The 25503-nt window shown below is 69.4% G+C and carries 30 protein-coding genes; 15 read left to right on the plus strand and 15 right to left on the minus strand.

The features are described 5' to 3' along the window. Nucleotides 1-15 precede the first annotated feature (15 nt). From EXW95_RS11265 to EXW95_RS21360, 6 genes are all read right to left on the minus strand, one after another. A complete protein-coding gene (locus tag EXW95_RS11265; protein WP_174367532.1) occupies nt 16-1458 on the minus strand; it encodes a HAMP domain-containing sensor histidine kinase in 1443 nt (480 codons plus the stop codon). Beyond that, nucleotides 1458-2117, minus strand: coding sequence for a response regulator transcription factor (locus EXW95_RS11270; RefSeq protein ID WP_046843739.1), 660 nt, complete (start codon nt 2115-2117; stop codon nt 1458-1460). Before EXW95_RS11270 ends, EXW95_RS11265 begins: the two co-directional genes overlap by 1 nt. Before the next feature lie 129 nt (nt 2118-2246). Continuing rightward, on the minus strand, nt 2247-2657 hold the full coding sequence (locus tag EXW95_RS11275; RefSeq protein WP_046843738.1) for a hypothetical protein: 411 nt from the start codon (nt 2655-2657) through the stop codon (nt 2247-2249). A gap of 260 nt (nt 2658-2917) precedes the next feature. After that, nucleotides 2918-4312: a class II fumarate hydratase gene (gene fumC, locus EXW95_RS11280; protein WP_160976062.1), complete on the minus strand. Its 1395-nt coding sequence runs from the start codon at nt 4310-4312 to the stop codon at nt 2918-2920. Between the two features lie 154 nt (nt 4313-4466). After that, a complete protein-coding gene (locus EXW95_RS11285) occupies nt 4467-4631 on the minus strand; it encodes a hypothetical protein (RefSeq protein ID WP_174367533.1) in 165 nt (54 codons plus the stop codon). Beyond that, on the minus strand, nt 4628-5482 hold the full coding sequence (locus EXW95_RS21360; protein ID WP_174367534.1) for a GGDEF domain-containing protein: 855 nt from the start codon (nt 5480-5482) through the stop codon (nt 4628-4630). Before EXW95_RS21360 ends, EXW95_RS11285 begins: the two co-directional genes overlap by 4 nt. 153 nt (nt 5483-5635) lie before the next feature. Here EXW95_RS21360 and EXW95_RS11295 point away from each other — a divergent pair, with 153 nt between their 5' ends. From EXW95_RS11295 to EXW95_RS11320, 6 genes are all read left to right on the plus strand, one after another. Then, nucleotides 5636-6430 (plus strand): thymidylate synthase, encoded by a 795-nt coding sequence (locus EXW95_RS11295; protein ID WP_174367535.1) that lies wholly within the window; start codon nt 5636-5638, stop codon nt 6428-6430. Between the two features lie 19 nt (nt 6431-6449). Further along, nucleotides 6450-7268, plus strand: a complete 819-nt coding sequence (locus tag EXW95_RS11300) for an NUMOD3 domain-containing DNA-binding protein (protein ID WP_174367536.1) — start codon at nt 6450-6452, stop codon at nt 7266-7268. Next, entirely contained in the window at nt 7265-7699 is a 435-nt protein-coding gene (locus EXW95_RS11305) for a deaminase (RefSeq protein ID WP_062159585.1), read from the plus strand. Before EXW95_RS11300 ends, EXW95_RS11305 begins: the two co-directional genes overlap by 4 nt. Then, nucleotides 7683-8213 carry a dihydrofolate reductase gene (locus tag EXW95_RS11310; protein WP_174367537.1) on the plus strand — a complete coding sequence of 177 codons (531 nt, stop codon included), beginning with the start codon at nt 7683-7685 and terminating at the stop codon, nt 8211-8213. Before EXW95_RS11305 ends, EXW95_RS11310 begins: the two co-directional genes overlap by 17 nt. Before the next feature lie 58 nt (nt 8214-8271). Then, on the plus strand, nt 8272-9270 hold the full coding sequence (locus EXW95_RS11315; RefSeq protein WP_119675122.1) for a YpdA family putative bacillithiol disulfide reductase: 999 nt from the start codon (nt 8272-8274) through the stop codon (nt 9268-9270). 99 nt (nt 9271-9369) lie between these two features. Next, nucleotides 9370-10743: a VanW family protein gene (locus EXW95_RS11320; protein ID WP_174367538.1), complete on the plus strand. Its 1374-nt coding sequence runs from the start codon at nt 9370-9372 to the stop codon at nt 10741-10743. 65 nt (nt 10744-10808) lie between these two features. Here EXW95_RS11320 and EXW95_RS11325 read toward each other — a convergent pair whose 3' ends face one another. The 5 genes from EXW95_RS11325 to mnmG form a co-directional block, all read right to left on the minus strand. Beyond that, nucleotides 10809-11645, minus strand: coding sequence for a ParB/RepB/Spo0J family partition protein (locus EXW95_RS11325; RefSeq protein WP_174367539.1), 837 nt, complete (start codon nt 11643-11645; stop codon nt 10809-10811). Continuing rightward, a complete protein-coding gene (locus EXW95_RS11330; RefSeq protein WP_174367540.1) occupies nt 11629-12378 on the minus strand; it encodes a ParA family protein in 750 nt (249 codons plus the stop codon). Before EXW95_RS11330 ends, EXW95_RS11325 begins: the two co-directional genes overlap by 17 nt. 34 nt (nt 12379-12412) lie before the next feature. Further along, nucleotides 12413-13150, minus strand: a complete 738-nt coding sequence (rsmG, locus tag EXW95_RS11335) for a 16S rRNA (guanine(527)-N(7))-methyltransferase RsmG (protein WP_174367541.1) — start codon at nt 13148-13150, stop codon at nt 12413-12415. Beyond that, nucleotides 13147-13491 (minus strand): hypothetical protein, encoded by a 345-nt coding sequence (locus EXW95_RS11340; RefSeq protein WP_254605593.1) that lies wholly within the window; start codon nt 13489-13491, stop codon nt 13147-13149. The genes rsmG and EXW95_RS11340 overlap by 4 nt, the downstream gene beginning before the upstream one ends. 105 nt (nt 13492-13596) lie before the next feature. Further along, nucleotides 13597-15408, minus strand: a complete 1812-nt coding sequence (gene mnmG, locus EXW95_RS11345; protein WP_174367542.1) for a tRNA uridine-5-carboxymethylaminomethyl(34) synthesis enzyme MnmG — start codon at nt 15406-15408, stop codon at nt 13597-13599. A gap of 135 nt (nt 15409-15543) precedes the next feature. Here mnmG and EXW95_RS11350 point away from each other — a divergent pair, with 135 nt between their 5' ends. From EXW95_RS11350 to EXW95_RS11385, 9 genes are all read left to right on the plus strand, one after another. Continuing rightward, on the plus strand, nt 15544-16626 hold the full coding sequence (locus EXW95_RS11350) for an aminotransferase class V-fold PLP-dependent enzyme (protein WP_254605594.1): 1083 nt from the start codon (nt 15544-15546) through the stop codon (nt 16624-16626). A 41-nt stretch (nt 16627-16667) separates the two neighbouring features. After that, nucleotides 16668-17144 carry a hypothetical protein gene (locus tag EXW95_RS20655; protein WP_254605595.1) on the plus strand — a complete coding sequence of 159 codons (477 nt, stop codon included), beginning with the start codon at nt 16668-16670 and terminating at the stop codon, nt 17142-17144. 218 nt (nt 17145-17362) lie between these two features. Beyond that, a complete protein-coding gene (locus EXW95_RS11355; protein WP_174367543.1) occupies nt 17363-18472 on the plus strand; it encodes a thiamine pyrophosphate-dependent dehydrogenase E1 component subunit alpha in 1110 nt (369 codons plus the stop codon). Beyond that, the gene (locus tag EXW95_RS11360; protein WP_174367544.1) at nt 18469-19488 is read left to right on the plus strand and encodes an alpha-ketoacid dehydrogenase subunit beta; all 1020 of its coding nucleotides are present in this window, start codon (nt 18469-18471) and stop codon (nt 19486-19488) included. The genes EXW95_RS11355 and EXW95_RS11360 overlap by 4 nt, the downstream gene beginning before the upstream one ends. Nucleotides 19489-19517: 29 nt before the next feature. After that, nucleotides 19518-19751, plus strand: a complete 234-nt coding sequence (locus tag EXW95_RS11365) for a hypothetical protein (RefSeq protein WP_058974346.1) — start codon at nt 19518-19520, stop codon at nt 19749-19751. 163 nt (nt 19752-19914) lie between these two features. Beyond that, complete coding sequence (locus tag EXW95_RS11370; RefSeq protein ID WP_174367545.1) at nt 19915-21381, plus strand: dihydrolipoamide acetyltransferase family protein; 1467 nt, start codon at nt 19915-19917, stop codon at nt 21379-21381. A 222-nt stretch (nt 21382-21603) separates the two neighbouring features. Beyond that, a complete protein-coding gene (locus EXW95_RS11375) occupies nt 21604-21783 on the plus strand; it encodes a hypothetical protein (protein WP_174367546.1) in 180 nt (59 codons plus the stop codon). A gap of 7 nt (nt 21784-21790) precedes the next feature. Further along, nucleotides 21791-22513 carry an endonuclease III gene (gene nth, locus EXW95_RS11380; RefSeq protein WP_174367547.1) on the plus strand — a complete coding sequence of 241 codons (723 nt, stop codon included), beginning with the start codon at nt 21791-21793 and terminating at the stop codon, nt 22511-22513. A gap of 9 nt (nt 22514-22522) precedes the next feature. Then, nucleotides 22523-23062 (plus strand): AAA family ATPase, encoded by a 540-nt coding sequence (locus EXW95_RS11385; RefSeq protein ID WP_174367548.1) that lies wholly within the window; start codon nt 22523-22525, stop codon nt 23060-23062. A gap of 3 nt (nt 23063-23065) precedes the next feature. Here the strand turns inward: EXW95_RS11385 and EXW95_RS11390 are convergent, their stop codons facing one another. From EXW95_RS11390 to def, 4 genes are read right to left on the minus strand one after another with little or no spacing between them, the layout of a single operon-like run. Then, entirely contained in the window at nt 23066-23260 is a 195-nt protein-coding gene (locus EXW95_RS11390) for a hypothetical protein (RefSeq protein WP_174367549.1), read from the minus strand. Between the two features lie 2 nt (nt 23261-23262). Further along, nucleotides 23263-23877 carry a hypothetical protein gene (locus EXW95_RS11395; protein ID WP_174367550.1) on the minus strand — a complete coding sequence of 205 codons (615 nt, stop codon included), beginning with the start codon at nt 23875-23877 and terminating at the stop codon, nt 23263-23265. Nucleotides 23878-23893: 16 nt separating this feature from the next. After that, complete coding sequence (fmt, locus tag EXW95_RS11400; protein WP_174367551.1) at nt 23894-24847, minus strand: methionyl-tRNA formyltransferase; 954 nt, start codon at nt 24845-24847, stop codon at nt 23894-23896. Further along, nucleotides 24844-25497 (minus strand): peptide deformylase, encoded by a 654-nt coding sequence (gene def, locus EXW95_RS11405; RefSeq protein WP_174367552.1) that lies wholly within the window; start codon nt 25495-25497, stop codon nt 24844-24846. Before def ends, fmt begins: the two co-directional genes overlap by 4 nt. Nucleotides 25498-25503 lie beyond the last annotated feature (6 nt).

A 25503-nucleotide genomic window follows, 5' to 3' on the forward strand; every position in this document is an offset into this window, starting at 1 on the left:
GGGTGCGCGCGTGGCTCAGGTGCCCATGCCCCCGACCGGGGTGAGCGGCGGTTCGTCCAGCATGTCCGCGTCGTCCAGGTCGTCGCTGTCGTCCCCCAGGGCCGCGCCGGGCAGCGTCAGGGTGAACAGCGCCCCGCCCTCCGGATGATTCGTGCCGGTCAGGTCCCCGCCGTGCATCCGCGCGATCTGCCGCGCCACGCTCAGGCCCAGGCCGCTGCTGCCCGCGCCGCTCACGAACGGCTCGAAGATCCGCTCGCCCAGTTCCGGCGGCAGGCCCGGCCCGGAGTCCCGCACCCGGAAGCACAGCTGCTCCGGCGTCTCGCGCAGGTCCAGCGTGACCGTGCCGTCGGCGCCCGCGTGCCGCCGCCCGTTCGCCAGGAGGTTGCGCAGCGCCTGCGTCAGCCGGTCCGGGTCGCACAGGATCCCGGTGCCCCAGTCGCCGGTGAAGGTCGTGCCCGGCACCAGCCGGTCCAGCCGGTCGCGCAGCGTCCTGGCCGGGATGTAATGCCACGCGAGCTTCAGTTCCAGCTGCCCGCGCGCGAGCTGCATCAGGTCCTGCGTGGTGAAGGTCAGTTCGTCCGCGACCAGCGCCGCGCGGGCCACCTCCGGGTCGCCCAGGCGGGCCTCGGCGCGGCTCAGGCTGGCCTTCAGCACGGTCAGCGGCGCGCCCAGTTCATGCACGATCTGGCCCAGCAGCTGCTTCTCGCGCGCCTGCTGCGCCCCGATGCGCTCCAGCAGACTGTTGATCGCCGCGAGCAGCCGGTGCACCTCGTCCTCACGGTCCGGCAGAAGCAGCGGGTTGAGGTTCCGGGCCGGGTCCAGCCGGTCGGCGAGGTTCGCGGCGCTCTCCAGGCCCGCCAGCGCCCGCTGCCCCACCCACCAGCCGGTCAGGAGCAGGATCAGCGGCGCGGTGATCAGCGCCAGCAGCAGCGCACTCAGGGCACTCTGGCGCGCGGCGATCAGGTCATCTTCCGGCAGGCCTACCCACAGCGTCCCGAAGTCCCCCGCCTTGCGTTTCACGGCGCGCACCGTGGTGCCCTGCACCGGCACGCGCGACAGCGTCCCGAACGGGTACGGGGAGTTCAGGAACTCCCGCAGGGCCAGACTGGCCGCGATGACCTGCCCGTCGCGGTCCACCACGAGCGTGTACGCCCCGGCCCCCGTCGCCGACTGCCCGAAGCCGCCCCCCAGGTTCGTGAACGCCCCGGCCAGCGTGTCGGCGCGGTCGTTCAGGCGGTCCACGAACTGCTGCTCCATGCGCGACAGCAGCAGCGACACGACGCCCAGCGTGATCAGCATCAGCAGCGCGGCGCTCAGGGCGCTGTACGTCAGCGCCAGCCGGAAACGCAGGCTGTGCCGCCACGCCACCCGCGCCGAGTACAGGCCCGCGCCGGGCGTGAGCAGCGCGGCCCGCCGCGCCCCGGCCGGGGTCGTGACGGGCCGCGCCCCTTGGGTCATCAGGCCTGCAGCACGTACCCGACGTTGCGGATCGTGCGGATGCGCAGGTCACTGCCCGCCTGCTCCAGCTTCTTGCGCAGCTGCGAGATCCGGACCTCGACGCTGTTGCTGTTCGGGGTTTCCCAGCCGTACAGGTGCGACTCGATGTCCGCCCGCGAGAACACCCGCTCGGGCGTGCGCATCATGAGTTCCAGGATGCGGGCCTCGTGTTCGGTGAGGTTGATGTTCTTGTCGTTCACGGTCAGCAGCAGGCTGCTGGTGGACAGGCTGGTGTTGCCCAGGTTCACGCCCGTCCCGGCGGCCGTGCGGCGCAGCAGCGCCGAGATGCGCGCGTCGAGTTCCGGCATCGCGAACGGTTTGGTCAGGTAGTCGTCCGCCCCGGCGTTCAGGCCCGCCACGCGCTCCTGCACGCCGCTGCGCGCCGAGAGGACCAGCACGGGTGTCGAGGAGTACTGCCGCAGCGCCTGCACCAGATCTAGGCCGTCCCCGTCCGGGAGGTTCAGGTCGAGCAGGATCAGCTGCGCGGTGTGGGTGCCCAGCCACGCCTGCGCGTCGCGCAGGGTCGCGGCGTGGTGCACCTGATAGTCGGCGGACAGGTACTCCTTGAGCAGGGGACCGAGGTGGGGATCGTCTTCGACAACGAGGATCTGAGCCAGCATGCTTCTCCTTGAAGGGCGACCACTGGGAGTGGCCGCGGTTGACGTGATCCTACCGCCGCGCCCGCGTGGGCACCTTGATAAAATCTGCGCGATATCTGAGGCCCACGTAGAGCTTCCGTCAGGTGCCGGTCAGCGGTTCTGCGCCGGGGGGGTCGCCTTGCGTAGGCCCGGCAGGCTCAGGGCCGCCGAGGCGACCTGCACGGTCGCCGTGACCCTGTACGCGCCGAGGAACTTCGTGATGGACTGCGCCGCGCCGCGGTCCTCGGCCAGGATGTTCAGCTGCCCGTTCACGAGACTGCCCGCGTAACGGCTCTTCAGGCCGGGGAAGGCGTTACGGGCGCGTTCCTCGTCACTCTGGGCGAACAGGACCACCACCGGGCCGCTGTAATCCCCGGCCAGCCGCACCGTGACCTTGCCGCCGCTGCTCTCGCCGTCCCCCAGTTTGGTGGACAGGTCGCGGTCCCACACGATCAGTTGCAGGGCCGCCGCAGGGGTGGACAGGGTCAGGAGGGTCAGCAGGGCAGTCAGGAAGCGGCGCATGGGATCAGGGGAACTCCGGGGTCAGGGTCGGGGGTGGGGGGCAGGGCGGACATTCAGGTTACACGGAACCTGTGATTGCCCAGCGTAACAACGGCACCTGACGCCGGCCTGAAGGCCCACCCAGGTCACGCCCAGCGTAGGGGGTACGCTCTTGCGTCTTCCTGACGGCTGCCCGGCGGCGCACCCCGGCACGGTAGCCCCCGGCACAGCAAAGAGGAGCGGCCCGGCTGGGCGCTCCCCTCTGCATGCCGGTGCGGGGTTCAGCTGTGCGTCATGTCGAGCGGCACGACCCACTGCGCGAACTCGTCCTCGGTGACGTAGCCCAGGCTCAGCGCGGCCTCCTTGAGGCTGCTGCCCTCCTTGTGGGCCTTCTTGGCGATCGCGGCGGCCCGGTCGTACCCGATGTGCTTGTTCAGGGCCGTGACCTGCATCAGGTTGATGCTGAGGTTGTGCTCGATCTTCTCGTAGGCGGGCTCGATACCGACCGCGCAGTTGTCGTTGAACGCGAGGCACGCGTCGCTGATCAGGCGGATGCTCTCCAGCACGGCGTGCACCATCACGGGCTTGAACACGTTCAGCTGGAAGTTGCCCTGGCTGCCCGCGAACGCCACCGTGGCGTCGTTGCCGAACACGCGCGTGGCGACCATCGTCATCGCCTCGGACTGCGTGGGATTCACCTTGCCCGGCATGATGGAGCTGCCGGGCTCGTTCTCGGGAATGACGATCTCGCCGATGCCGTTGCGGGGCCCGCTGGCGAGCCAGCGCACGTCGTTCGCCATCTTCATCAGCGCGCCCGCCAGGGTCCGCAGCGCCGCGCTGGTCTGCACCAGGGCGTCGTGCGCGCTCAGGGCCGCGAACTTGTTCTGGGCGCTGCGGAACGCGAAGCCGGTCTCCTCGGCGTACTTCTTCGCGGCCAGATCACCGAACTGCGGGTGCGCGTTCAGGCCGGTGCCCACCGCCGTACCGCCGATCGCCAGTTCCAGCAGGCCCTCACCGGCGTGCCGCACCTGCTCAAGCGCGTAATCCAGCTGCGCGACCCAGCCGCCGATCTCCTGGCCCAGCGTGATCGGCGTGGCGTCCTGCAGGTGCGTGCGCCCCACCTTCACCAGTCCCGCGTGCTCCTGCGCCTTGGCGTGCAGGGTGTCGCGCAGCTTGCCGACGCTGCCGTACAGGCGCTCGTTCAGTTCCAGCACCACCGCGATGTGCATCGCGGTCGGGAAGGTGTCGTTGCTGCTCTGACCACGGTTCACGTGATCGTTCGGGTGCACCGGCTTCTTGCTGCCCAGCTCGCCGCCCGCGATCTCGATCGCGCGGTTACTGATGACCTCGTTCGCGTTCATGTTGCTCTGCGTGCCCGACCCCGTCTGGAACACCACCAGCGGGAAGTGCTCGTCCAGCGTCCCGGCGATCACCTCGTCCGCCGCCTGCACGATCAGGTCCGCCACGTCACGCGGCAGTTCACCCAGGTCCGCGTTCGCCTGCGCCGCGCCCTTCTTCAGGATGCCCAGCGCGCGAATCACGGGTCGGCCCCACACGAACGTGTCACGGCCGATCGGGAAGTTATGGATGCTGCGCTCGGTCTGCGCGCCCCAGTAACGGCTGGCATCCACATCAAGGGTGCCCATGGTGTCCGACTCTTTGCGGTAGGTCGTCATCGTGCGGCAAGTCTAGAGCATTCGCCGGAAAGTTCTGTCCTTTCCGGCCGAGCGGAGCGAGTGAATTTAACCGAGCAGGACGAAGAATGGAGGCGTCAGGAGTGCTCTTCCCTGACGCCGGAATTCGGAGAACTGCTCTAAACGCCGCCGGGTGTCACACGTCCGGGAACGCCGACTGCATCTCCTCTTGATCCACCTGCCCCCGCCACCCGTCCCGCCCCGCGCGCTTCGCGGCGTACAGGCACTCGTCCGCCCGCGCCACCAGCACCGGCAGCGTATCCCCGGAATGTACCAGCGTCAGCCCCGCGCTGATCGTCACCACCCCACCCCCTCCACAGACTGCGACCGGAACGCGGCGCACACCGCCTCCGCCCGCGCCGCCGCGCCCGGACCATCCAGGCCCGGCAGGGTCATCAGGAACTCCTCGCCACCCCAGCGGCCCACCCGACCCCCCGGCGGCAACTGCGCCTCCAGCAGCCGCGCCGCCCACGCCAGCACCTCATCCCCCACCTGATGCCCGAACGCATCGTTCACCCGCTTGAAATGATCCAGGTCCAGCAGCATCGCCGCGCCCCCCGACCCGATCAACGCCTCCACCGCCGGGTACATTCCCCGCCGGTTCGGCAGGTCCGTCAGCAGATCCGTGAACGCCAGCCGCGCCATGACCCGCACCTCACTCTGCTGCGCCGCGAACTGCCCCCGGTACCACGACAGCGCATGCGTGAACAGCAGCACGATCCCTACCGTCAACTGCAGCCGCGGCAGGTCCGGCGACACGCCCCCACCCCGCAACGCCACCCCCACCCACGGCACGCCCGCACTGAACACGAACAGTGCCACGCTGTACAGCCCCGCCAGCCGGTTCGGGAAGATCAGGTACCCCAGCATGACGTTCACCACCACCGACCAGTACAGCAGGTCCGTCCCGCCCGCCGGAACCACCCGCTCCGTTTCCTCCAGCAGCGCCTGCGCGAACACCTGCACGTTCACCGTGAAGAACATCAGCCGCTCCGGCACCTCCAGCGGCCGCCCCCGCACCAGCCACCCCAGACTGAACAGCGCCGTGGTCATCGTCACCGGCAACACCACCTGCACGTACAGGTTCGACCCACCCACGCGGCGCTCCAGCACGTTCAGGAACACCACCACTGCCAGCCCAAGAAGAATCACCGCGATATACAGCGTCCGCCGCAACTCCTCCGGCGGACGCCACGTAGGCGTTCCGGCAGCGCGTGACCGGGAGGACGGCATGGTCCCACCAGCGTACCCCCTCCATCCCCGCACCCGTCAGCCCCCGATGGGGCCACCCTCTACACTGTTGCCATGCGGCAGTACCTCGACCTGATGCGCCACGTGCTGGAGCACGGCACCGACAAGACCGACCGGACCGGCACCGGCACCCGCTCGGTATTCGGCGCGCAGATGCGCTTCGACCTCCGGGATGGCTTCCCCCTGGTCACCACCAAGAAAGTCCACCTGAAAAGCGTCATCTACGAACTCCTGTGGTTCCTGCGCGGCGAGAGCAACGTCCGCTGGCTGCAGGAACGCGGCGTGAGCATCTGGGACGAATGGGCCGCCCCGGACGGCGAACTCGGCCCCGTGTACGGCGTGCAGTGGCGCAGCTGGCCCACCCCCGACGGCAGCAGCATCGACCAGATCACGCAGGTCATCGAGCAGATCAAACGTACGCCAGACAGCCGCCGCCTGATCGTGAACGCCTGGAACGTCGCGCAGATTGACGATATGGCCCTGCCCCCCTGCCACACCATGTTCCAGTTCTACGTCGCGGACGGACGGCTCAGCTGCCAGCTTTATCAAAGATCGGTTGATTGTGGTCTGGGGCTGCCGTTCAATATTGCCTCGTACGCCCTGCTGACGTTGATGGTCGCGCAGGTCACGGGCCTGGAACCCGGTGAGTTCATTCATACGTCCGGGGACGCGCACATCTACATGAATCACATTGATCAGGTGAGGGAACAGTTGGCGCGCGAACCGCACCCCCTCCCCGTGATGCACCTGAATCCAGAGGTCAAGGACATTTTCGATTTCAAGTACGAAGATTTCCGACTTGAAGGGTACAAGGCGCATCCTCATATCAAGATGGCCGTTTCAGTCTGACGTGAACGGGGAGGGCGACGTGACCGGAGGAATCTACGAAATTCGCCACCGTGAGAGCGGCCGGTATTACGTGGGGCGCACCGAGTGCTTCCGGAGTCGTTTTCGCCAGCACCGCTCTGATCTACGGTGCGGGCGGCACCACTGCGTCTTTCTTCAGCGGGCGTGGAACAAGTACGGCGCGCAGGCCTTCTCGTTCCATATCGTGACGGTGTGCAGTCTCAGTGAAGCGGTTGACATCGAGACGGCCCGACTGGCGCAGGACGATCCACTGAGGTACAACGTCAGCCGGATGTCCAGGGGCGGGGACCTGTTACGGCACCATCCGGATCGGGAGGCGATCCTGACCCGCCGCAGGGCTTCCTCGGCGCGCTTCATGCGGAGCCTGAGTGCACAGGAACGGATTCGTCTCTATGGTTGCCCCGGGGAGAAGAACGGCATGTACGGCCGAACCCACAGTGAGGAGAGTCGGCGGAAAATGTCCGAGACGTCACGCCTGACGGTGAAGAGGGGCAAGGACAGTCCGAATTACGGTCTGAAACGGTCCCCCGAGACTCGGGCTCGACTGTCTGAACTCGCCTCGGCCCGAACGGGCGAACGCAATCCATTCCACGGCCGCACCCACAGTGCAGCAACGAAGGAGAAACTGGCGATGGCCAACAGAGGACGAACACCGACGAATTCCCGTCCCGTTCAGGTGGAGGCCCAGCGGTTCCCCTCGGTCACCGCGGCGGCCCGGCACCTCGGGGTCACGCCTGCTCTGGTGATCTACCGGATCAAATCGCCCAAGTACGCGTACGCTTACGCCCTGCCGCAGCAGGATCACCGGGAGACCCTGTGACCCGCCCGTCGTTCGATGAGCTGGGGCTGGCGACGGCGCGGCTGTGGGCGACGCGCAGCGCGGACAGCAAGGTGCGGGTGGGGGCGTGCATCCTGGACCGGCACCACCGGGTGGTGGGCGTGGGGTACAACGGGCGCGCGGCGGGCGAACCGAATGAACGCGAGAGCCTGTCGCAGGGGCACAGTGGGTTCATTCACGCGGAGGTGAACGCGCTGTTGGCCGCGAACTGGAACGGGGAGGGGCACACGTTGTACGTGACGCACGAGCCGTGCGCGGCGTGCGCGCGCCTGATCGTGAATTCGCGGCGGGTGGGGCGCGTGATCTTCGAGACGGCGTACCGGGAGACGAACCGGGTGGAGTCGGGTCTGCCGAGCGGGGAGCAGATCCTGCGGGACGCGGGGATCGAGGTGCGGCATGTCCCGGCCCCCTGAACTGGGCGAGGCTGAGCGGGTTGGCCCGGAACTGGTCGGCATCGTGGCAGTGACCGAGAACGGTGTGATCGGCAAAGGCGGGGGGATGCCGTGGCACCTCCCGGCGGATCTGGCGCACTTCCGGTCGCACAGTCGCGGGAAGCCGAACGTGATGGGGCGCAAGGTGTGGGATTCGCTGGGCGGTCGGCCGCTGCCGGGCCGGGCGAACATCGTCCTGACCCGTAACCGCGCGTTCAGCGCGCCGGGCGCGCAGGTGGCGCACTCGCCGCAGGAGGCGCTGGCGCTGGCTGGTGACGTGCCGGAGGTGGCGATCATCGGCGGGGCGGAGGTGTACGCCCTGTACCTGCCGCAGCTGACGCGGGTGGAACTCACGTTGATTCACGCGCGGCTGGACGGGGATACGGTCATGCCGGAGCTGGGGGGCGGATGGGTCGTCACGCGGGAGACGACGCGCGCGGCGGACGACGCGAACCCCTTCGACCTGACGTTCCGCACGCTGATCCGCCACCCCTGATCGGCTCACCGTGCCTTGCCCGCAGACTCGGGCGGCGTGGGCTGGCAGAATGCCGCTCATGAGTCTGGTGGATGTCGCCATCGTCGGAGCGGGCCCGGTGGGTCTCGCCGCCGCCATCGCCTGCAAGCGCGCAGGCCTGAGTTACGTCGTGCTGGAGAAGGGCTGCGTCGTGAACGCGATCTTCGAGTACCCCACGTACATGTCGTTCTTCACGACCGCGCCGGAACTGGAGATCGGGAATCACCCCATGGTGACCGGGCACGACAAGCCGGACCGCCGCGACGCGCTGATGTACTACCGGCTGGTCGCGCAGCGCGAAGCCCTGAACGTCGAGCAGTACACCGAGGTGACCCGCGTGCACGCCGCCCCGGCGGGCTTCACGCTGGAAGTCGAGAAGCGTGACGGCACGCCCGGCGTGGTGGAGGCGCGGCGCGTGGTGGTCGCCACCGGGTACTACGACAACCCCCTCGCGCTGGGCATCGCCGGTGAGGACGGCGAGAACGTCAGTCACTACTACACCGAGGCGCACCCGTTCATGGGCCTGAACGTCACCGTGATCGGCGCGGGGAACAGCGCCGCCGACGCCGCGCTGGACCTGTGGCGCAGCGGCGTGAACGTCACCATGGTCGTCCGCGCGCCCGAACTGAAGAGCACCATCAAGTACTGGGTGCGCCCCGACCTTGAAAACCGCATCAAGGAAGGCAGCATCGCCGCGCACTTCAGTTCCCGCGTGGTCGAGATCCACCCCGAGCACGTCGTCGTGCAGCGCGAGGACGGCACCACCTGGGAGCTGCCCACGCACTTCACGTTCGCGCTGACCGGGTACCGCCCCGACCTCTCCTTCCTGGATGGCCTGAACCTCGCCACGCAGCCGGACGAGTGCCTCGTGCTGGACGAGCACTACCAGAGCAGCGTGCCGGGCCTGTTCGTGGTGGGCAGCGCGGGCTTCGCCGGGCGGACGAATCAGGTGTTCATCGAGAACGGCCGCTTCCACGCCGATCACGCCGTCGCGGAGATCGCGCGGCAGCTGGCCGAGCGGGGCGTGCAGCCCGCCTGAATCCAGTCGTGGTGGGCCGTCCGGTGCAGCCCGCCGGGCGGCCCGTTTCATGGAGGTTCTTTTCATGGAGCGGGCCGGGGGGCGTGGAATACTCGCCGCATGACCCCCGCCTCCCGGCGCGCCCTGACCCTGGGCGCCCTGCTGCTCAGTGGCTCCCTCGTGACCGCTGCCCTGGCCCAGACGGGCACGGAGCCCTCCCCTCCCCCACCGGCGCAGACCATCCCCGCGCTGCCGCCCACGCCACCTGCTCCCCAGCCGACGCCAGCACCTCAGCCGATCCCGGAACCCACACCCACCCCGGCGCCTGAACCTACCCCGGCTCCGAGCCCGGCGCCTCAGCCCGCGCCGCCGGCCCCCACGCCCCAGGTCACCCCGGTCCCGGCGAAGATCACGGCGCCGCTGCTGATCACGGTGGAGGCCCAGTGGCCCGCGCTCGTGAACGGCAGGAAGACGACTGTGCCCTTCACCCGCACCCTGACCATTCCCGGCAAGCGCGTGGAGGTCATCCGGGCGCGCGGCGTGATCACCGAGAGCCTGGATCAGGAACTCACCGTGTTCCTGAAGGCCCTGCCCACCACCGCGCAGGACGCCCGCTTCGAGCAGCTGTGGGACGGCTGGGCGGTCGTGCAGCGCAATGGACTGAAGGTGGACGTCGCGAAGGCCCGCGCGAACCTGCTCGCGGCCATCCAGGACCCGAAAGGCCTCAAGGTGACCATCCCCGTAATGGGGCAGGTCGCGCCGAAACGCACGCTGGAGTACTTCGCGTCGCGCGGCGTCACCGCGCACCTGGGGACCGGGCAGACGAACTACTACGGCAGCAGCGCCGACCGCGTCACGAACATCCACGTGGGCACCAGTCGCTTCCAGGACCGCCTGCTGGACGGGAAGACCGTGTCGTTCAACCAGATGGTCGGCCCGATCACCACCGGTGCGGGCTTCGTGACCGGGCTGGTCATCGCCGGGGAACGCACCGCCAGCGGCGTGGGCGGCGGCATCTGTCAGGTCAGCACGACCGTGTTCCGCGCGCTGTACGCGGCGGGCCTGCCGATCCTGCAACGCCAGAACCACTCCTATCAGGTGCACTACTACGACCCGCAGGGCCTCGACGCGACCATCTACCAGCCCAGCCTGGACCTGAAATTCGCCAACGACACCGGGGGTTCGCTGTGGTTCCAGAGCGACTGGGACGACGAGTCCTCCACCCTGACCGTGAACGTGTTCGGGAAGGCACGCGACTTCACCGTGGAGATCAGTGCGCCCCGCACCCTGAGCAGCACGCCCGCCCCCGCCGACCGGTTGATTCCCGACGCCACGCTGGCGAAAGGGCAGCGGAAGCAGGTGGACTGGGCGGCCCCCGGCGCCGTGATCGAGGTCACCCGCAAGTTCATGCGGGACGGCAAGGCGTTCAAGCAGGACACCCTCAAGAGCACCTACCGGCCCTGGCCGAACATCTACCTCGTCGGCACCCGCTGACCGCGTGATACAGAGGCGACCCCAGTCACGGGGCCGCCTCTCGCCTGTTGTGGTCGCCTGTGCCGTTATGCCTCGGCGGCGTAGCCCAGGATCTCCAGAATCCGGTCGAGTTCCTCGCGGGACGCGTAGTTCAGTTCCACGCGGCCCTTGTCCTCACCCGTGATGCGCACGCGGGTGCCGGTGCGGCGGCTCAGGTCGAGTTCCACCTGCCGGAACGCGCGCGGCGGGTTCACCTTGATCGGGGTCGGCTCGCGCTTCTCGCGCTTCAGGGCCTCGGCCTCGCGGACGCTGAGGCTGCGGGCCGTGATCTGCTCCAGCGCCCAGGCGCGGTCCGTGTCGGGCTGCGCGAGGATCGCGCGGGCGTGTCCGGCGCTGATCTGCCCGTCGTCCAGCGCGCGCAGCGCCGGGGCGGGCAGTGTCAGCAGGCGCAGGGCGTTCGACACAGCGCTGCGGCTCTTGCCGACCGCCTGCGCCACGCCCTCCTGATTCAGGCCCTGCTCCATGAGCGCCTGGTACGCGCGGGCCTCTTCCAGCGCGCCCAGGTCCTCGCGCTGCAGGTTCTCCACGATCGCGATCTCCAGCGCCTCGCGGTCCCCGAGGTCGCGGATGATCACGGGCAGTTCGGTCAGCCCGGCCAGCTGACTGGCGCGCCAGCGGCGTTCCCCGGCCACGATCTCGAAGTGGTCGTCACGCGGGCGGACCAGGAGGGGCTGCAGGACGCCCTTGTCGCGGATGCTCTGCGCGAGTTCCGCCAGGGAGTCCGGCGTGAACACCTGACGCGGCTGGTAAGCGGCCTGCACGATCTTCTCGACCTTCAGGGTCTGCACCAGCGCGGGCGCACTCTCGGCGGGTTTGCCGAGCAGGGCGTCCAGGCCGCGGCCCAGGCTAGATTTTTTCGACACGCTGCATCACCTCCTCGCTCAGGCGTTTGTACGCCGCCGCGCCCGCCGACAGCGGCGCGAACGCGTTGATGGGCTTGGCGAAACTGGGCGCCTCGGACAGGCGCACGTTGCGCGGCACGACCGACCAGAACACCAGCTCCCCGAAGTGCTGCCGGACCATGCTCTCGACGTCCTGCGAGAGGTTCGTGCGCCCGTCGAACATCGTCAACACGACGCCCAGCACCTTCAGGCGCGGATTCAGTCCTCCCTGCACGCGCTCGACGGTCTCCATCAGGCCCGCCAGACCCTCCAGGGCGTAGTACTCGGCCTGCAGGGGGATCAGCAGCGCGTCGGCGGCGGCCAGCACGTTCACGGTCAGCGGTCCCAGGCTGGGCGGCGCGTCGATCAGCACGATGTCATAGCCGCTGATGGAGGCCAGCAGGCGCGTCAGGGCGTCCGGGTCCTCCGCGAGTTCCACCCCGGCCCCGGCCAGGTCCGGCGTGGCGGGCAACAGGAAGAGGTTCGCCTGCACCGTCTCCACGGTGTACTCGGCCGCGCGGGCCGGTTCGCCCAGCGCCTCGTACAGGCCCTGCGTGGCGCCGCGCTGCCCCAGGCCACTCGTGGCGTTCCCCTGCGGGTCCATGTCTAGCAGCAGCACACGCTTCCCGCCCGCCGCGAGGTACGCGCCGAGGTTGACGGCGGTCGTGGTCTTGCCCACCCCGCCCTTCTGATTGACGACGCCCAGGACCTTCACAGCGGCCCCCGCGTGTGTTCGTGTCGCATGCCGTTCACCGTGCCGTCCAGAATAGCGGCTGCGCGTTCGGTACGCCCTCGCGTCTGGGGTACTTCTTCGGGGTGGGTCCGACCTTCTCGATCACGACCAGCGTCCGCGCGTCGCCCAGCACCGGGAGGGTGAAGGCGTCCACCTCGGTCACGCGGCCCCCGACCTCGCCCGCCGCGCAGCGACCTGCGTGCAGTTCCTCCTCGCCGATCGGGCCCTTCTGCGCCACGAGCAGCCCGCCGGGCTTCAGCAGCGGCAGGCCCAGTTCGGCCAGGATCGGCAGGGCCGCCACGGCGCGGCAGACCACCCGGTCGTACCCCTCGCGGTGTTCCGGGTCGCGGCCCAGCGTCTCGGCGCGGCCCACCAGTGGCGTGACGCCCGTCAGGTGCAGTGCCTCGGCGGCCGAGCGGACGAAGTCGATCTTCTTGCGGATCGAGTCGAGCGGCGTGAAGGCTACCTCCGGGCGCACGATTGCCAGCGGCAGCGTCGGGAAGCCCGCCCCGGTCCCGATGTCCAGCACCCGCAGGCCCACACCGTCCAGGTGTCCGCCGCGCAGGCAGCTCAGGGAATCCACGAAGTGCTTCAGGACGATGTCCGATTCCGTCTTCAACGCTGTGAGGTTCACGCGGTTGTTCGCCTCGACCAGCAGCTCCAGCAACTGCTCGAACTGCGGGAGTTGCCCCTCGACGTTCAGCCCGAGTTCCGCCGCGCCCTGACGCAGCAGCGCCTGACCTTCGGGGGTCACAGGCCGTACCTGACTTTCATATCCTGATACCTCTCGTAGACGTGTTCATCGATGTCCTCCAGCGGCAGCCGGTCCAGCAGGGGCAGCAGCGTCTCGCGCAGCACCTCGCCGCGCGCCATCCACTGAAAATAGCGCCTGCCGCCGTGGTTGTACGGCCCGTACAGTTTCGAGCCGGGGCACAGGCGCAGCAGCGTCTCGAAGAGTTTCTGGTGGCGGGTGTGCATCCGCAGCGTGATCTGCGCCTGCTTGCCGTCCCCGCCGAAGTGGCCCTCGCCGATCAGGATGCCCAGCAGCAGGCCTTGCTCGAAGGTGGCGTCCATGGTGTTGATTGCTCCGGTCATCGAACCCCCGTTGTTTCACCGTCAAGTTTCCCGTGAAACGCAGGCGGGGTCAAGCGACGAAAAGATCGGAGGGAAGATTGCCCTCCGATCTATCTTGTTTCACCGTCAGGTTTCCCGTGAAACGTCCCCGCCGCGCTGTTTCAGGTGAACCAGCAACGCGCTGATATCCGCGTGTCGCACGCCAGAAATCCGGCTGGCCTGTTCCACGGTGCGCGGCTGCGCGCGGCCCAGTTTCTCGCGCGCCTCATTCGACAGCGCGGCGATCCCACCGAAATCGATGCCCTCCAGGCTCAGGCCGCGCGAGCGGTCCTCGGCGCGCAGCTGCACCTCGGCCCGGCGGATGTACCCGGCGTACTTCACGCGGATCTCCACCGCCTCACGCTCAGCCGGGGACAGTTCAGGCAGGGTCACGCCCAGCGCCTCCACGTCCGGCAGGCTGAACTCCGGGCGGCGCAGCCACGCGTCCCCGGTCTGCCCCTGCGCCCGCTGGTCCTCCAGTGCCGCGATGCCCGCGCCCACCCGCGCGTACTTCGCCTGCACCCGCGCCAGTTCCGCGTCGTCCACCAGCCCCAGCGCGTGCCCGATGGGCGTCATGCGCTCGTCGGCGTTGTCCTGACGCACCAGCAGACGGTGCTCCACACGGCTGGTCATCATGCGGTACGGCTCGTTGCTGCCCTTGAACACCAGCTCGTCCAGCAGCACGCCGATGTACCCGGTTTCCCGTCCGATGACCTGCTCCTGCTCACCCAGTGCCCGGCGGGCCGCGGCCGTCCCGGCGATCAGGCCCTGCGCGGCCGCCTCCTCGTAGCCGCTCGTGCCGTTGATCTGCCCGGCGGTGAACACGCCCGGCATCAGCTTCGATTCGAGGTTCAGGGACAGTTCCAGCGAGTCCACCACGTCGTACTCCACCGCGTACGCGTACCGCTGGATGACCGCCTGCTCGAAGCCCGGCAGCGACCGCACCAGCGCGTCCTGCAGGTGCGGCGGCAGCGACGAGCTGAAGCCCTGCAGGTACACCTCGCTGGTCTGCACACCGTCCGGCTCCACGAACAGCAGGTGTCGGTCGTGATGCGCGAAGCGTACGACCTTGTCCTCGATGCTGGGGCAGTAGCGCGGCCCCAGACCCTCGATGTCCCCGGAGTACATCGGCGACTCGTGCAGGTTCTCGTTGATCAGGCGGTGCGTCTCAGCGGTCGTGTGCGTCTGCCAGGTGGGGGACTCGGCGGCGCGCGGACCGGGCGTGCCGGTGAAGCCGCGCGGGTTGGGATCGGCGGGAATCTCCAGCAGTTCGGCGAAGTTCACCGCGTCGGCCCGCACGCGCGGCGGCGTGCCGGTCTTGTAGCGTTTCAGGACGTGCCCGGCGCGGGCCAGCGGCGCGGACAGGAAGCGCGCGGGCGGTTCGCCCTGGCGGCCCTCGGCGCGGGACTGCCGCCCGTACCACGTCACGCCGCGCATGAACGTCCCCGCCGCGACCACGACGCTGCGGGCCGCCAGCCGCCGACCGTCGGTCGTGACGACCAGCCAGCCACCCCGACCGTCGCTTTCCAGATCGGCGGCCTCGCCGCGCAGGATGTCGATGTTCGGATGCCCGAAGATCACGTCCTGGGCGCGCTCGGCGTACGCGTCGCGTTCGTTCTGCACGCGCAGGGACTGCACGGCGGGGCCCTTGCTGGCATTCAGGGTGCGGGTGTGGATGGCAGTCTCGTCGGCCAGTCGGCCCATCAGGCCGCCCAGCGCCTGCAACTCGAACACCAGCTGGCTCTTGCCGGGGCCGCCCACCGCGGGGTTGCAGGGCATGCGGCCCACGGTGGCGGGGTTCCCGATCAGCAGGGCCACGCGGGAGAACTTCGCGGCGGCCCACGCCGCTTCCAGTCCCGCGTGCCCACCACCTATGACCAAGACATTCCAGCCGCTCATCAGCCCACCAGTGTACCTGTCCGGCACATGGGAAACGGTGATCCCGTGCGGTGTGGTGTGCCGCCTGATGGGGGTGACCGGCCCAGCCGATCAGGGCCGTTGAGCCGCGCTGACCGCCCGCCTACCATGGGGGGTATGAACTTCGAGCAGCTGCGCGCCGACCTGATCGGGACCGACACCGTGATCCGCACGCCCTTCGGGGAGCGGCGCGTCACGTACGCCGATTACGTCGCGTCGGGCCGCGCGCTGCGCAGCGTCGAGGAGCGCGTCGCGACCCTGGCGCTGCCGCTGTACGCGAACACCCACACCGAGGACAGCGCGACCGGCGCGCACTCCACGCACCTGACCCATCAGGCCGCCGAGTACGTCAAGGCGCAGCTGGGCGGCGACGCCACCTGCAAGCTGGTGTTCTGCGGGTCCGGCAGCACGGCGGCCGTACGGCGCATGCAGGACATCCTGGGCCTGACGGTGGGCGCGCCCCACCGCGCCGCGATCCTGGCCGGGATGCCGGTGGGGGAGAGGCCGGTCGTGTTCGTCGGCCCGTACGAGCACCACAGCAACGAGATCAGCTGGCGCGAGACGCTGGCCGAGGTCGTGGAGATCCCGCTGTGCGAACGCGGGAACCTCGATCTGGACGCCCTGGTCGGGGCGCTGAAGGACCCGCGCTACGCGGGGCGGCCCAAGATCGGGTCGTTCAGCGCCGCGAGCAACGTGACCGGCCTGCTGACCGACACCCGCTCGGTGGCGCGCATCCTGCACGCGCACGGCGCGTACGCGTTCTTCGACTTCGCCGCCAGCGGCCCGTACGTGACCATCGACATGAAACCGGGCCGTCCCGACGGGTATGACGCGGTGTTCCTCAGCCCGCACAAGTTCGTGGGTGGCCCGGGCACGCCGGGCCTGCTGTGCTTCCGGGAGGACCTGTACCGGCTGGCGGTGCCCAGCACGCCGGGGGGTGGCACGGTCCGTTTCGTGAACCGCGAGCGGCAGGTGTACGTGGAGGACATTGAGGCCCGCGAGGACGCCGGGACGCCCGCGATCCTCGGGAAGATCCGCACGGCGCTGGCCTTCCGCGTCAAGGAGGAGCTGGGCGCCCGGCAGATCACCGACCGCGAGCACGAGCTGTTCGCCCGCGCCCTGACCCGCCTGCGCGCCAACCCCGGCATCCGACTGCTGGGAAATCTGGAGGCGCCCGGCTGGCGTTCCTGTCCTTCCTGACCTTCACGCCGGGCGGGCGGCAGCTGCACCCCCGGCTGGTCGTGCGGCTCCTGAACGATCTGTTCGGCATCCAGGCGCGCGGCGGCTGCGCCTGCGCCGGACCCTACGGGCACGTGCTGCTGAACGTGGATGACCAGACCAGCGAGCGGTACCTGCAGTGCGCGCTCAATCACGTGGACAGCGTGAAGCCCGGCTGGACGCGACTGAACCTCGCCCCATGGGCGACGGACGAGGAGGTGGCGTTCCTGCTGGACGCCATCGAGTTCGTCGCGGAACACGGCGAGCGCTTCCTGCCGCTGTACGACTTCGACTGGGAGTCCGGCGCGTGGACCCACCCGGCGGACGCCGCGCCGCTGGATCTGTTCGGGGACGCGCGGCCCCTGACGGGGTCCGGGCCGGTCCCGTACGCCGAGTATCTGCGCGAGGCGCGTGCCCTGGTCGGGGGCCTGAGCCCGGCAGGGAAGGGGAGGGCGGTGCCGCCGCACGTGCCGGAGGATCTGGTCTTCTTCGCACACTGACGGGGAGATCAGTGAGCCCTCTGGCGTCCGGCTGGCCTGGACGTCAGGGGGCTTTCCGATGGAATCGGCGGGGCTGGAACCGGTTCGCCTTGCGGGGCAGGATTCGCGCCTCATGGGCAAACCGTCTAAAATGCCTAACGAGCGTTTGCTAGACAGATGAACTTCCGGTCCCTCCCCCGCCGCGCGGGTGGGGCGCACCGGTCAGGAGGCCCCAGCCCATGATTCAACCCTTCACCCCCGAACCCATCCGCTTCGTCGCGGAAGACGGGACGCCGGTGCAGCCCCTCCCGGAGCGTTACACGCCCGAGGTGCTGCGCGACCTGCACCGCCTGATGCTTCAGGCGCGTGAATTCGACCGCAAACTCATCACGCTGCTCCGGCAGGGCCGCACCACCTTCTACGCGCAGTCCAGCGGCATGGAAGCCACCCAGGTGGGCCTCGCCCGCTCGATCCGCGTCGGGCACGACTGGGTCTGGCCGTACTACCGCGACCACACCCTGGGCCTCGCCATGGGCGTCCCCATGGCCGAACTGATCAGCCAGTGCCTCGGCACGAACAGCGACTCCTGCCGGGGCCGCCAGATGCCCCATCACTTCGCCGCGCAGCGTCAGAACTTCGTGTCCATCAGTTCCTCCATCGCGTCGCAGGTGCCGCCCGCCGCCGGGAACGCCATGGCCCAGAAGTACCTCGGCGTGGACGAGATCACGGTGTGCACCTTCGGGGACGGCGCCACCAGCGAGGGCGACTGGCACGCCGGGATGAACATGGCGGGCGCCGCGCAGGCCCCCGCGCTGTTCGTCTGCGAGAACAACCAGTGGGCGATCAGCACCAGCATCCGCGAGCAGACCGCCAGCGAGACCATCCACATCAAGGCGAAAGCCTATGGCATGCCCGGCTACTACGTGGACGGCAACGACATCATCGCCGTCATGGAAGTCTGCGGATTTGCCGCCGAGCAGGTCCGCAGCGGCCAGGGCCCGGCCCTGGTCGAGTGCCTGACTTACCGCGTGGGCTCGCACAGCAACGCGGACGCGGACGCCGAGAAGCACTACCGCACCCGCGAGGAAGTCGACGCGTGGCTGGCCCGCGACCCCATCACCCGCCTGGAGAACCTCCTGGCGCACCTGGGCCACCCCGTCACCGCCGAGGACCGCGCCGCGATGATCGCGCAGACGCACCGCGAGGTGGACGAACAGGTCCTCGCCGCCGAGGCGACCGGGCAACCCGACTGGCGCATCATGTTCGAGGACGTGTACGCCGACCTGCCCGACCACCTGCGCCAGCAGGAGGCGTTCCTGCGTGCCGAGCAGACCGGAGGCCGCGCGTGACCGCCACCCAGACCCGCCCGGAGGCTGCCCCCATGACGACCGGCCGCACCATCAACCTCATCCAGGCCGTCACCGAGGCCATCGCCGAGGAGATGGAACGCGACCAGCGCGTGGTCCTGTTCGGCGAGGACGTCGGCGCGCGCGGCGGCGTGTTCATGGCCACCGCCGGACTCCAGGAACGCTTCGGCAAGAACCGCGTGTTCGACACGCCCCTGAGCGAGGCCAGCATCGTCGGCGCGGCCGTCGGCATGGCCGTGCGCGGCCTGCGGCCTATCGCGGAGATCCAGTTCGCGGACTACATGGGCCCCGGCTTCGACCAGATCATCTCGCAGGCCGCCAAGATCCGCTACCGGTCAGCCGGGCAGTTCACGGCGCCCATGGTCATCCGCACGCCCTCGGGCGGCGGCGTGAAGGGCGGGCACCACCACAGCCAGAGCCCCGAGAGCTACTACACCCACACGCCGGGCCTGAAGGTCGTCATGCCCAGCACCCCCTACGACGCCAAGGGCCTGCTGAAGGCCGCGCTGCGCGGCGAGGACCCCGTCATCTACTTCGAACCCAAACGCCTCTACCGCGCCGCCAAGGGCGAGGTGCCCGACCACGACTATGTCGTGAAACTGGGCGAGGCCGCCATCCGCCGCGAGGGCAGCGACCTCTCGCTCATCGGGTACGGCGGCGTGATGCCCGACCTGGAGAAGGCCGCCGACGCCCTGGCCGCCGAGGGCGTCAGCGTCGATGTCATCGACCTGCGCTCCCTGGTCCCCTGGGACCGCGACCGCGTCCTGACCAGCGTCCAGAAGACCGGCCGGGCCGTCCTCGTCAGCGAGGCGCCGCGCATCAGCAACTTCATGGGCGAGGTCGCGTACGTCATCCAGGAACAGGCCTTCGATTACCTCACCGCGCCCGTCGGGCAGGTAGCGGGCTTCGACACGCCGTACCCGTACGTACAGGACAAGGTGTACCTGCCCGGCGCGAACCGCATCGTGGCCGCCTGCGTGCAGGCCCTCAATTACTGACCCCGTCCCCTGGCCCCTAAGCTGTCTCCATGCGACCTGACCTGCTGCGCCCCCTGCTGGGCACCCTGGGCCTGCTGATCGGCTTCACGCTGTACGCCCTCGCGGGCAAACTCGCCGAACCGTGGCAGAGCGTCGCCATCGGCGGCATGTTCGCCCTGCTGGGCCTCAGCGCCTGGGTGTACGCCCGCGGGGAACGCTGGATTCAGGGACTGGGCCTCCTGCTGCTCATCTACGGACTGCTGCGCGCCACCGTGCTGCGCTGAACCGACACCCCACCGCGCTTCTCCGTTCCGTGGCCGTGAGGAAAGCACTCCCGTCCACTCCACCCCAAACCGCTGTGCATCACGGTTTCTCGCTCCGCTCGGGTCAGGGGCTTTCGGGAACACCGCCCTCAAGACCCCTGACCACCGAAAAACGAGGTCCACCATGAAAGAAGTGCTGCTGCCCGAACTGGCCGAGAGCGTCGTCGAGGGCGAAATCCTGAAGTGGCTGGTGCAGGAGGGCGACACCATCGCCCTGGAACAACCCCTGTGCGAGGTCATGACCGACAAGGTCACCGTGGAACTCCCCAGCCCGGTCGCCGGGGTGCTCAGCAAGCGCCTCGCGGGTGAGGGGGACGTGGTGGCCGTGCACGCCGCCATCGCCCTGATCGACGAGACCGGCGGGGCCGCCGCTGCCCCCGCACCCGCCGCCCCAGCCGCTGCGCCGCTGAGCACGCAGGCGCAGGAGGAACGCGAGCAGGTCGGTGGCAGCATCGTCGAGGCCGGACACCTCCAGAACAAGGCAGATGACGATTCCACCAGCCTCTTCAAGGCGTTCTCCAGCGACGAGAAGGTGCAGGTGCAGGGCCTCGGCGCACGTCAGCCCGCCGCTCCCGCCGCACCTACCCAGCCGACCCGCGCGGACGGCCGGGTGCTGGCCGTGCCTGCCGCGCGGCAGCTGGCCCGCGAACTGAACCTGGACCTGGCCCAGGTGCGCGGCAGCGGTCCCAACGGCCGTATCCGCGTGAGCGACGTGCTGGCCCACCAGGGCATCAACCAGGGTCAGGCGGCCGCCACCCAGACAGCTGCCCCGGCTCAGGCGCCCGCGCAGACCGCCCAGCCCGCCGCTGCCCCCGCGAAAGCCCCCGCTGCGGGTGGCATGCCCGTCGCGCCCGTGCAGTACCGCACGCCCAAGGGCTACGAGCACCTCGAGGACCGCGTGCCGCTGCGGGGCATGCGCCGCGCCATCAGTAACCAGATGCAGGCCAGCCACCTGTACACGGTGCGCACCCTGACCGTGGACGAGGTGAACCTCAGCCGACTCGTCGAGTTTCGCGCCCGCGTCAAGGAAGACGCCGCCGCGGCGGGCGTGAAACTCTCGTACCTGCCGTTCATCTTCAAGGCCGTCGCCGTCGCGCTGCGCAAGTTCCCCAGCCTGAACACCAGCTTCGACGAGGCCACCCAGGAGATCGTCCAGAAGCGCTACTACAACATCGGCATGGCCGTCGCCACCGACGCGGGCCTGACCGTGCCCGTCCTGAAGGACGTGAACCACAAGAGCGTCTTCGATCTCGCCCGTGAAGTCAGCGACCTCGCCGTGCGCGCCCAGGGCGGCAAACTCCAGGCGGACGAACTGGCGGGCAGCACCTTCAGCGTCACGAACATCGGCTCGATCGGCGCGCTGTTCTCCTTCCCGATCATCAACGTGCCCGACGCCGCCATCCTCGGCATTCACTCCATCCAGAAGCGGCCCATCGTGGACGAGTACGACAACATCGTCGTGGCGCACATGATGTACCTCAGCCTGTCCTTTGACCACCGCCTCGTGGACGGCGCGGAAGCCGCGCGCTTCTGCAAGGAAGTCATCCGCCTGCTCGAAAACCCCGACCGGCTGATGCTCGAAGCCATGTGATTCGGATTCAGGTTGCGTCGCTGAAAGGCTGAGCGTCTTCCTTGTTCCCCTCTCCCCCTGAGGGAGAGGGAGGGAGGCGCGAAGCGCCGGAAGGGTGAGGGGGCGTGTGACCCCATCAGTGTGCGAGAGGCGGCCGGTCAGCCGGGTCCGCCTCCTCTCGTATGAAGGCCCCCTGAGACGCCTCGCATCCCGCGGCGTGGCGGGGCGGCGCAAGCTGAGGGCATGAGCGAGCAGAAGACCGGTTACGACCCCGCCAACACCAGCCCCGCCGAGGGCCAGAGCCACGCCATTCCCGATGAGGCGAAGGGCCAGCAGCCGAACATCGACCCGGCCGCGAAACCCGAACCCGCCGAGGGAGGCCGGGACGAGGTGGAGGGCGACAGCACCCCCGATCAGTCCTGAGTCCGTGATGACTGAAGCACCCTTGAACGTGGCCCGCCCGGATGACGAGCGGGCCGCGTTCCTCGTGTGGATCAAGGACACGCTGCGACCCGAGTACGGCGAGCGGCCCCTGACACCCCGCCGGGAGCCTCTGCACGAGCTGATCAGCACGATCCTCTCGCAGCGCACCACGCACGCCGACGAGGAAGCCGCGTACCGGGAACTGCGGACGCTGGGCGACTGGGACGCCATCATCGCCGCGCCCGTGGAGACCGTGGCGCACGCGATCCGCCGCAGCAACTACCCCGAGAGCAGGGCCCCACGTATCCAGGCGACCCTGGCCGCGCTGCGCGACTCGCCCGGCGGGTACGACCTGAACTTCCTGCGCGACCTGCCCGTCAAGGACGCCCTGAAGTTCCTGACGGACCTGCCCGGCGTGGGCATCAAGACCGCCAGTCTGGTGCTGCTGTTCAACTTCGCCCGCCCGGTCTTCCCGGTGGACACGCACGTGCACCGCGTCACGACGCGCGTGGGGGCCATCCCGAAGATGGGCGAACAGGCCGCGCACCGCGCGCTGCTGAAACTCCTGCCGCCCGATCCGGCGTTCCTGTACGAACTGCACGTGAACCTGCTGCGCCACGGCCAGCGCGTGTGTTCCTGGCACGACCCGAAGTGCAGCGCGTGCATCCTGCGCTCCCGCTGCGACGCCCACGCCCAGTACGGGGATGGGGTGCCCGCCTGGAAGGGGTAGGCTCGTCCCATGAGCGACGCCTTCCTGATCCTGGGTGCGCCCGCTGCCGGGAAGAGCACGGTGGCCCGGGCACTGACGCGCCGCTTCACGCGGGGCGTGCACATCCCGGTGGATGACGTGCGGCACATGGTGACGTCCGGGCTGGTGGACATGAGTTTCGAGTTCAGCGACGAACTGCTCGCCCAGCTGGCGCTGGCGCACGAGGCCGCCGCGCTGATGGCCCGCACGTACACCCGGGGCGGATTTGCCGTGGCGCTGGACGACTTCTGGTTCGGGGTGCAGCCCGAGGCGGACTACGCGCGGGTGCTCGGCCCGGACCTGCACCTCGTGCTGCTGCGCCCCCAGCGGGCGGCCGCGCTGGCTCGCCTGTCGGCGCGGGGGACGGACGGGGACAGTTTCCGCCCGCTGCTGGAACAGGCCATCGCGTTCGTGGACGATGAACTGGAACGCCACCCGAAGACGGACTGGCACGTCATCGACTCCACCCGACTGACGGTGGAGGAGACCGTGGACGCCATCCTGCACGCCACGGGCGTCCAGCCCCGCTGAGCGTCAGCTCAGGTGCGTGCGGGCCAGCGCCTCGCCTTCGTGCCGGGCGGCGCGGATGAGGGGGCATGTGGGTTGCGGGTGGCCTTCCGGGGGTACACCGACCCGCCGGGTGCCGACCGTGTCGGCCCCGAGGGTCTGGTGGTACGCGCTCAGGAAGGCCAGCAGCGCCGAGGCGGTCTGCTGTTCTTCGGGTCGCATGCTTAGCCGCGTTCGCGTTCGCGCAGGATCAGCTGGATGAGGCCCATCAGGACCAGTTCGTCGTCCTGCCCGGCGCGCGGCTGGAGTTCCTCGACGGTGAAGCGGCGGGCCATGAAGCTGCGTTTCTTGTGCACGCGGTACGCCGCCTGCCCGCCCGTGTCGGTGACGGTGTACGTGGGGTTCACGAGGTAGTCGAAGCCCATGGCGATGAAGTCCCCGATGAAGGGAATGGCGTCCAGCGCGCCCTCGATCAGGCCCAGCCAGGGGTGGTCGTCGCGGATGGCGAAGCGGGGTTCGCCGTTCGGGCCGAGCAGGTCGTACCCGGCGGCCCACAGGGTCCGCATGCCCTGCGCCTGCAGGGCGCCGACGGGCGTGCCGTCCATCCGTTCGATCAGGCGTGACGCCTTCCAGTCGAGTGCGCCTGCGAGGAAGCCCTTGGCTTTCATGCGGTGGGTCTGCACCTGTTTCTGCTCGTCGCGGTAGATGCGGACCTCGTCGCGGACGCTGAACGTCTTCTCCTTGACGACCGCGACGAGCTGGCCGCGCGCGTCGGTGACGCGCAGTTCGGTGAAGAGACTGAATTTGAATTCCAGCGTCAGGGGGAAGGCGAGGCTCATGCCCCCGGGTACGGGCCTACTCGCGGGTCGGTTCCCAGATGTCAAGGCGGGTGCCGGGTTTGATCCCCGCCGCGTGCGCCCAGGTGTGCGCGGGCTGCGCCTTGCGCGCCTCGGGTTGCACGGTGCGGATCAGCACGGCACCCTCCTGCGCGGCGACGGTCAGGCCGCCCTCGCTGACGCCCAGCACCTCACCCGGCTGGCCGGACCCGGTGGTGACGCTCAGGCCGCCGAGTTTCAGGCGGGCGCCACCCAGGAACGCCGTGGTCTGCGGCCACGCGGCCACACCCCGGGAGCGGTTGACGATCTGCGCGGCGGTGTCGCCCCAGCGGACGAAGCCGTCCGCCTTGACCAGCATGGGCGCGTGCGTGGCCTGCGCCTCGTCCTGCGGGGTGGGGGAGAGGCCATCCAGGTTGGACAGCGCCTGCACGATCAGCCGCGACGCCTGCGCACTCAGGGCGTCCGCGAGGTCGAGGCTGGTCCAGTCGGGCGCGACCGGCAGCGCTTCCTGCAGCAGGACCGGGCCGGTGTCCATACCCTCGTCGGTCTGCATGATGGTGGTGCCCGTCACCGCCTCGCCGTTGATCAGCGCCCACTGGATCGGCGCGGAGCCCCGGTACGCGGGCAGCAGGCTGGTGTGCGTGTTCAGGAACCCGTAGCGGGGAATGTTCAGCACGCTCAGAGGCAGGATCTTCCCGTACGCGCAGGTAACGGCCACGTCCGCGCCGGACTCGCGCAGCGTCGCCTCGAACGCCGCGTTCCCTCGAAGTTTCCTGGGCTGCGCGAGGGGCAGGCCCAGTTCGGCCGCGCGGGCCGCGACGGGCGGGGGCGTCAGCTTCAGGCCGCGCCCCACCGGCTTGTCCGGTTGCGCGACGACCAGCACCACCTCGAACCGCTCGCGGATCGCGTCCAGCACCGGCAGCGCGAACGCGGGCGACCCGAAGAACGCCACGCGCGGCCCGCCGCCGGTCAAAGGCCCGCCTTGCGCTGCCGCTCGTGCGCGGCCAGATCGTTCAGGAACGTGCGGGACTTCTGCTGGATCGCCAGCAGCTCCTTGCGGTAGTCCTCGGTCACCTCGGCCGGCAGGCGGTCCAGGAACAGCACGCCGTCCAGGTGATCCGCCTCGTGCTGGAACACCCGCGCCAGGAAATCATCCGCCTCGACCACGCGGGCCACACCGTCCAGATCGGTGTAGCTGACCTGCACGGCGCGGGCGCGCGGCACGCCCTCCTCGTAGATGCCGGGAATGCTCAGGCACCCCTCCTGGTACGAGCGGTCCTTCTTCTTGTCGATGACCTTCAGCACCGGGTTCAGCATCACGAAATCACGCAGCACGCGGGACTTCAGGGGCCTGTCCTGGCCCTCGTTCTCCTCCTCGTCGTCCTCGTACTCGACCGCCACGAACATCCGGACCGGCAGGCCGATCTGCGGCGCGGCCAGCCCCACGCCGTGCGCCTCGAACATCGTCTCCAGCATGGTGTCCGCCACCTGACGCACCGTCTGCGGATCGAAACCCGGCACGGTCAGGGTGTCGGTCGCCTGGAGGGGCTTGGCCTTGCGGCGCAGGACGGGGTCACCGTACAGGCGCAGCGGGTACACGCGGGGAGAGGCAGGGTCGCTCACAATACT

This window comes from Deinococcus sp. JMULE3, from assembly GCF_013337115.1.
In the GTDB taxonomy this organism is placed as follows: domain Bacteria; phylum Deinococcota; class Deinococci; order Deinococcales; family Deinococcaceae; genus Deinococcus.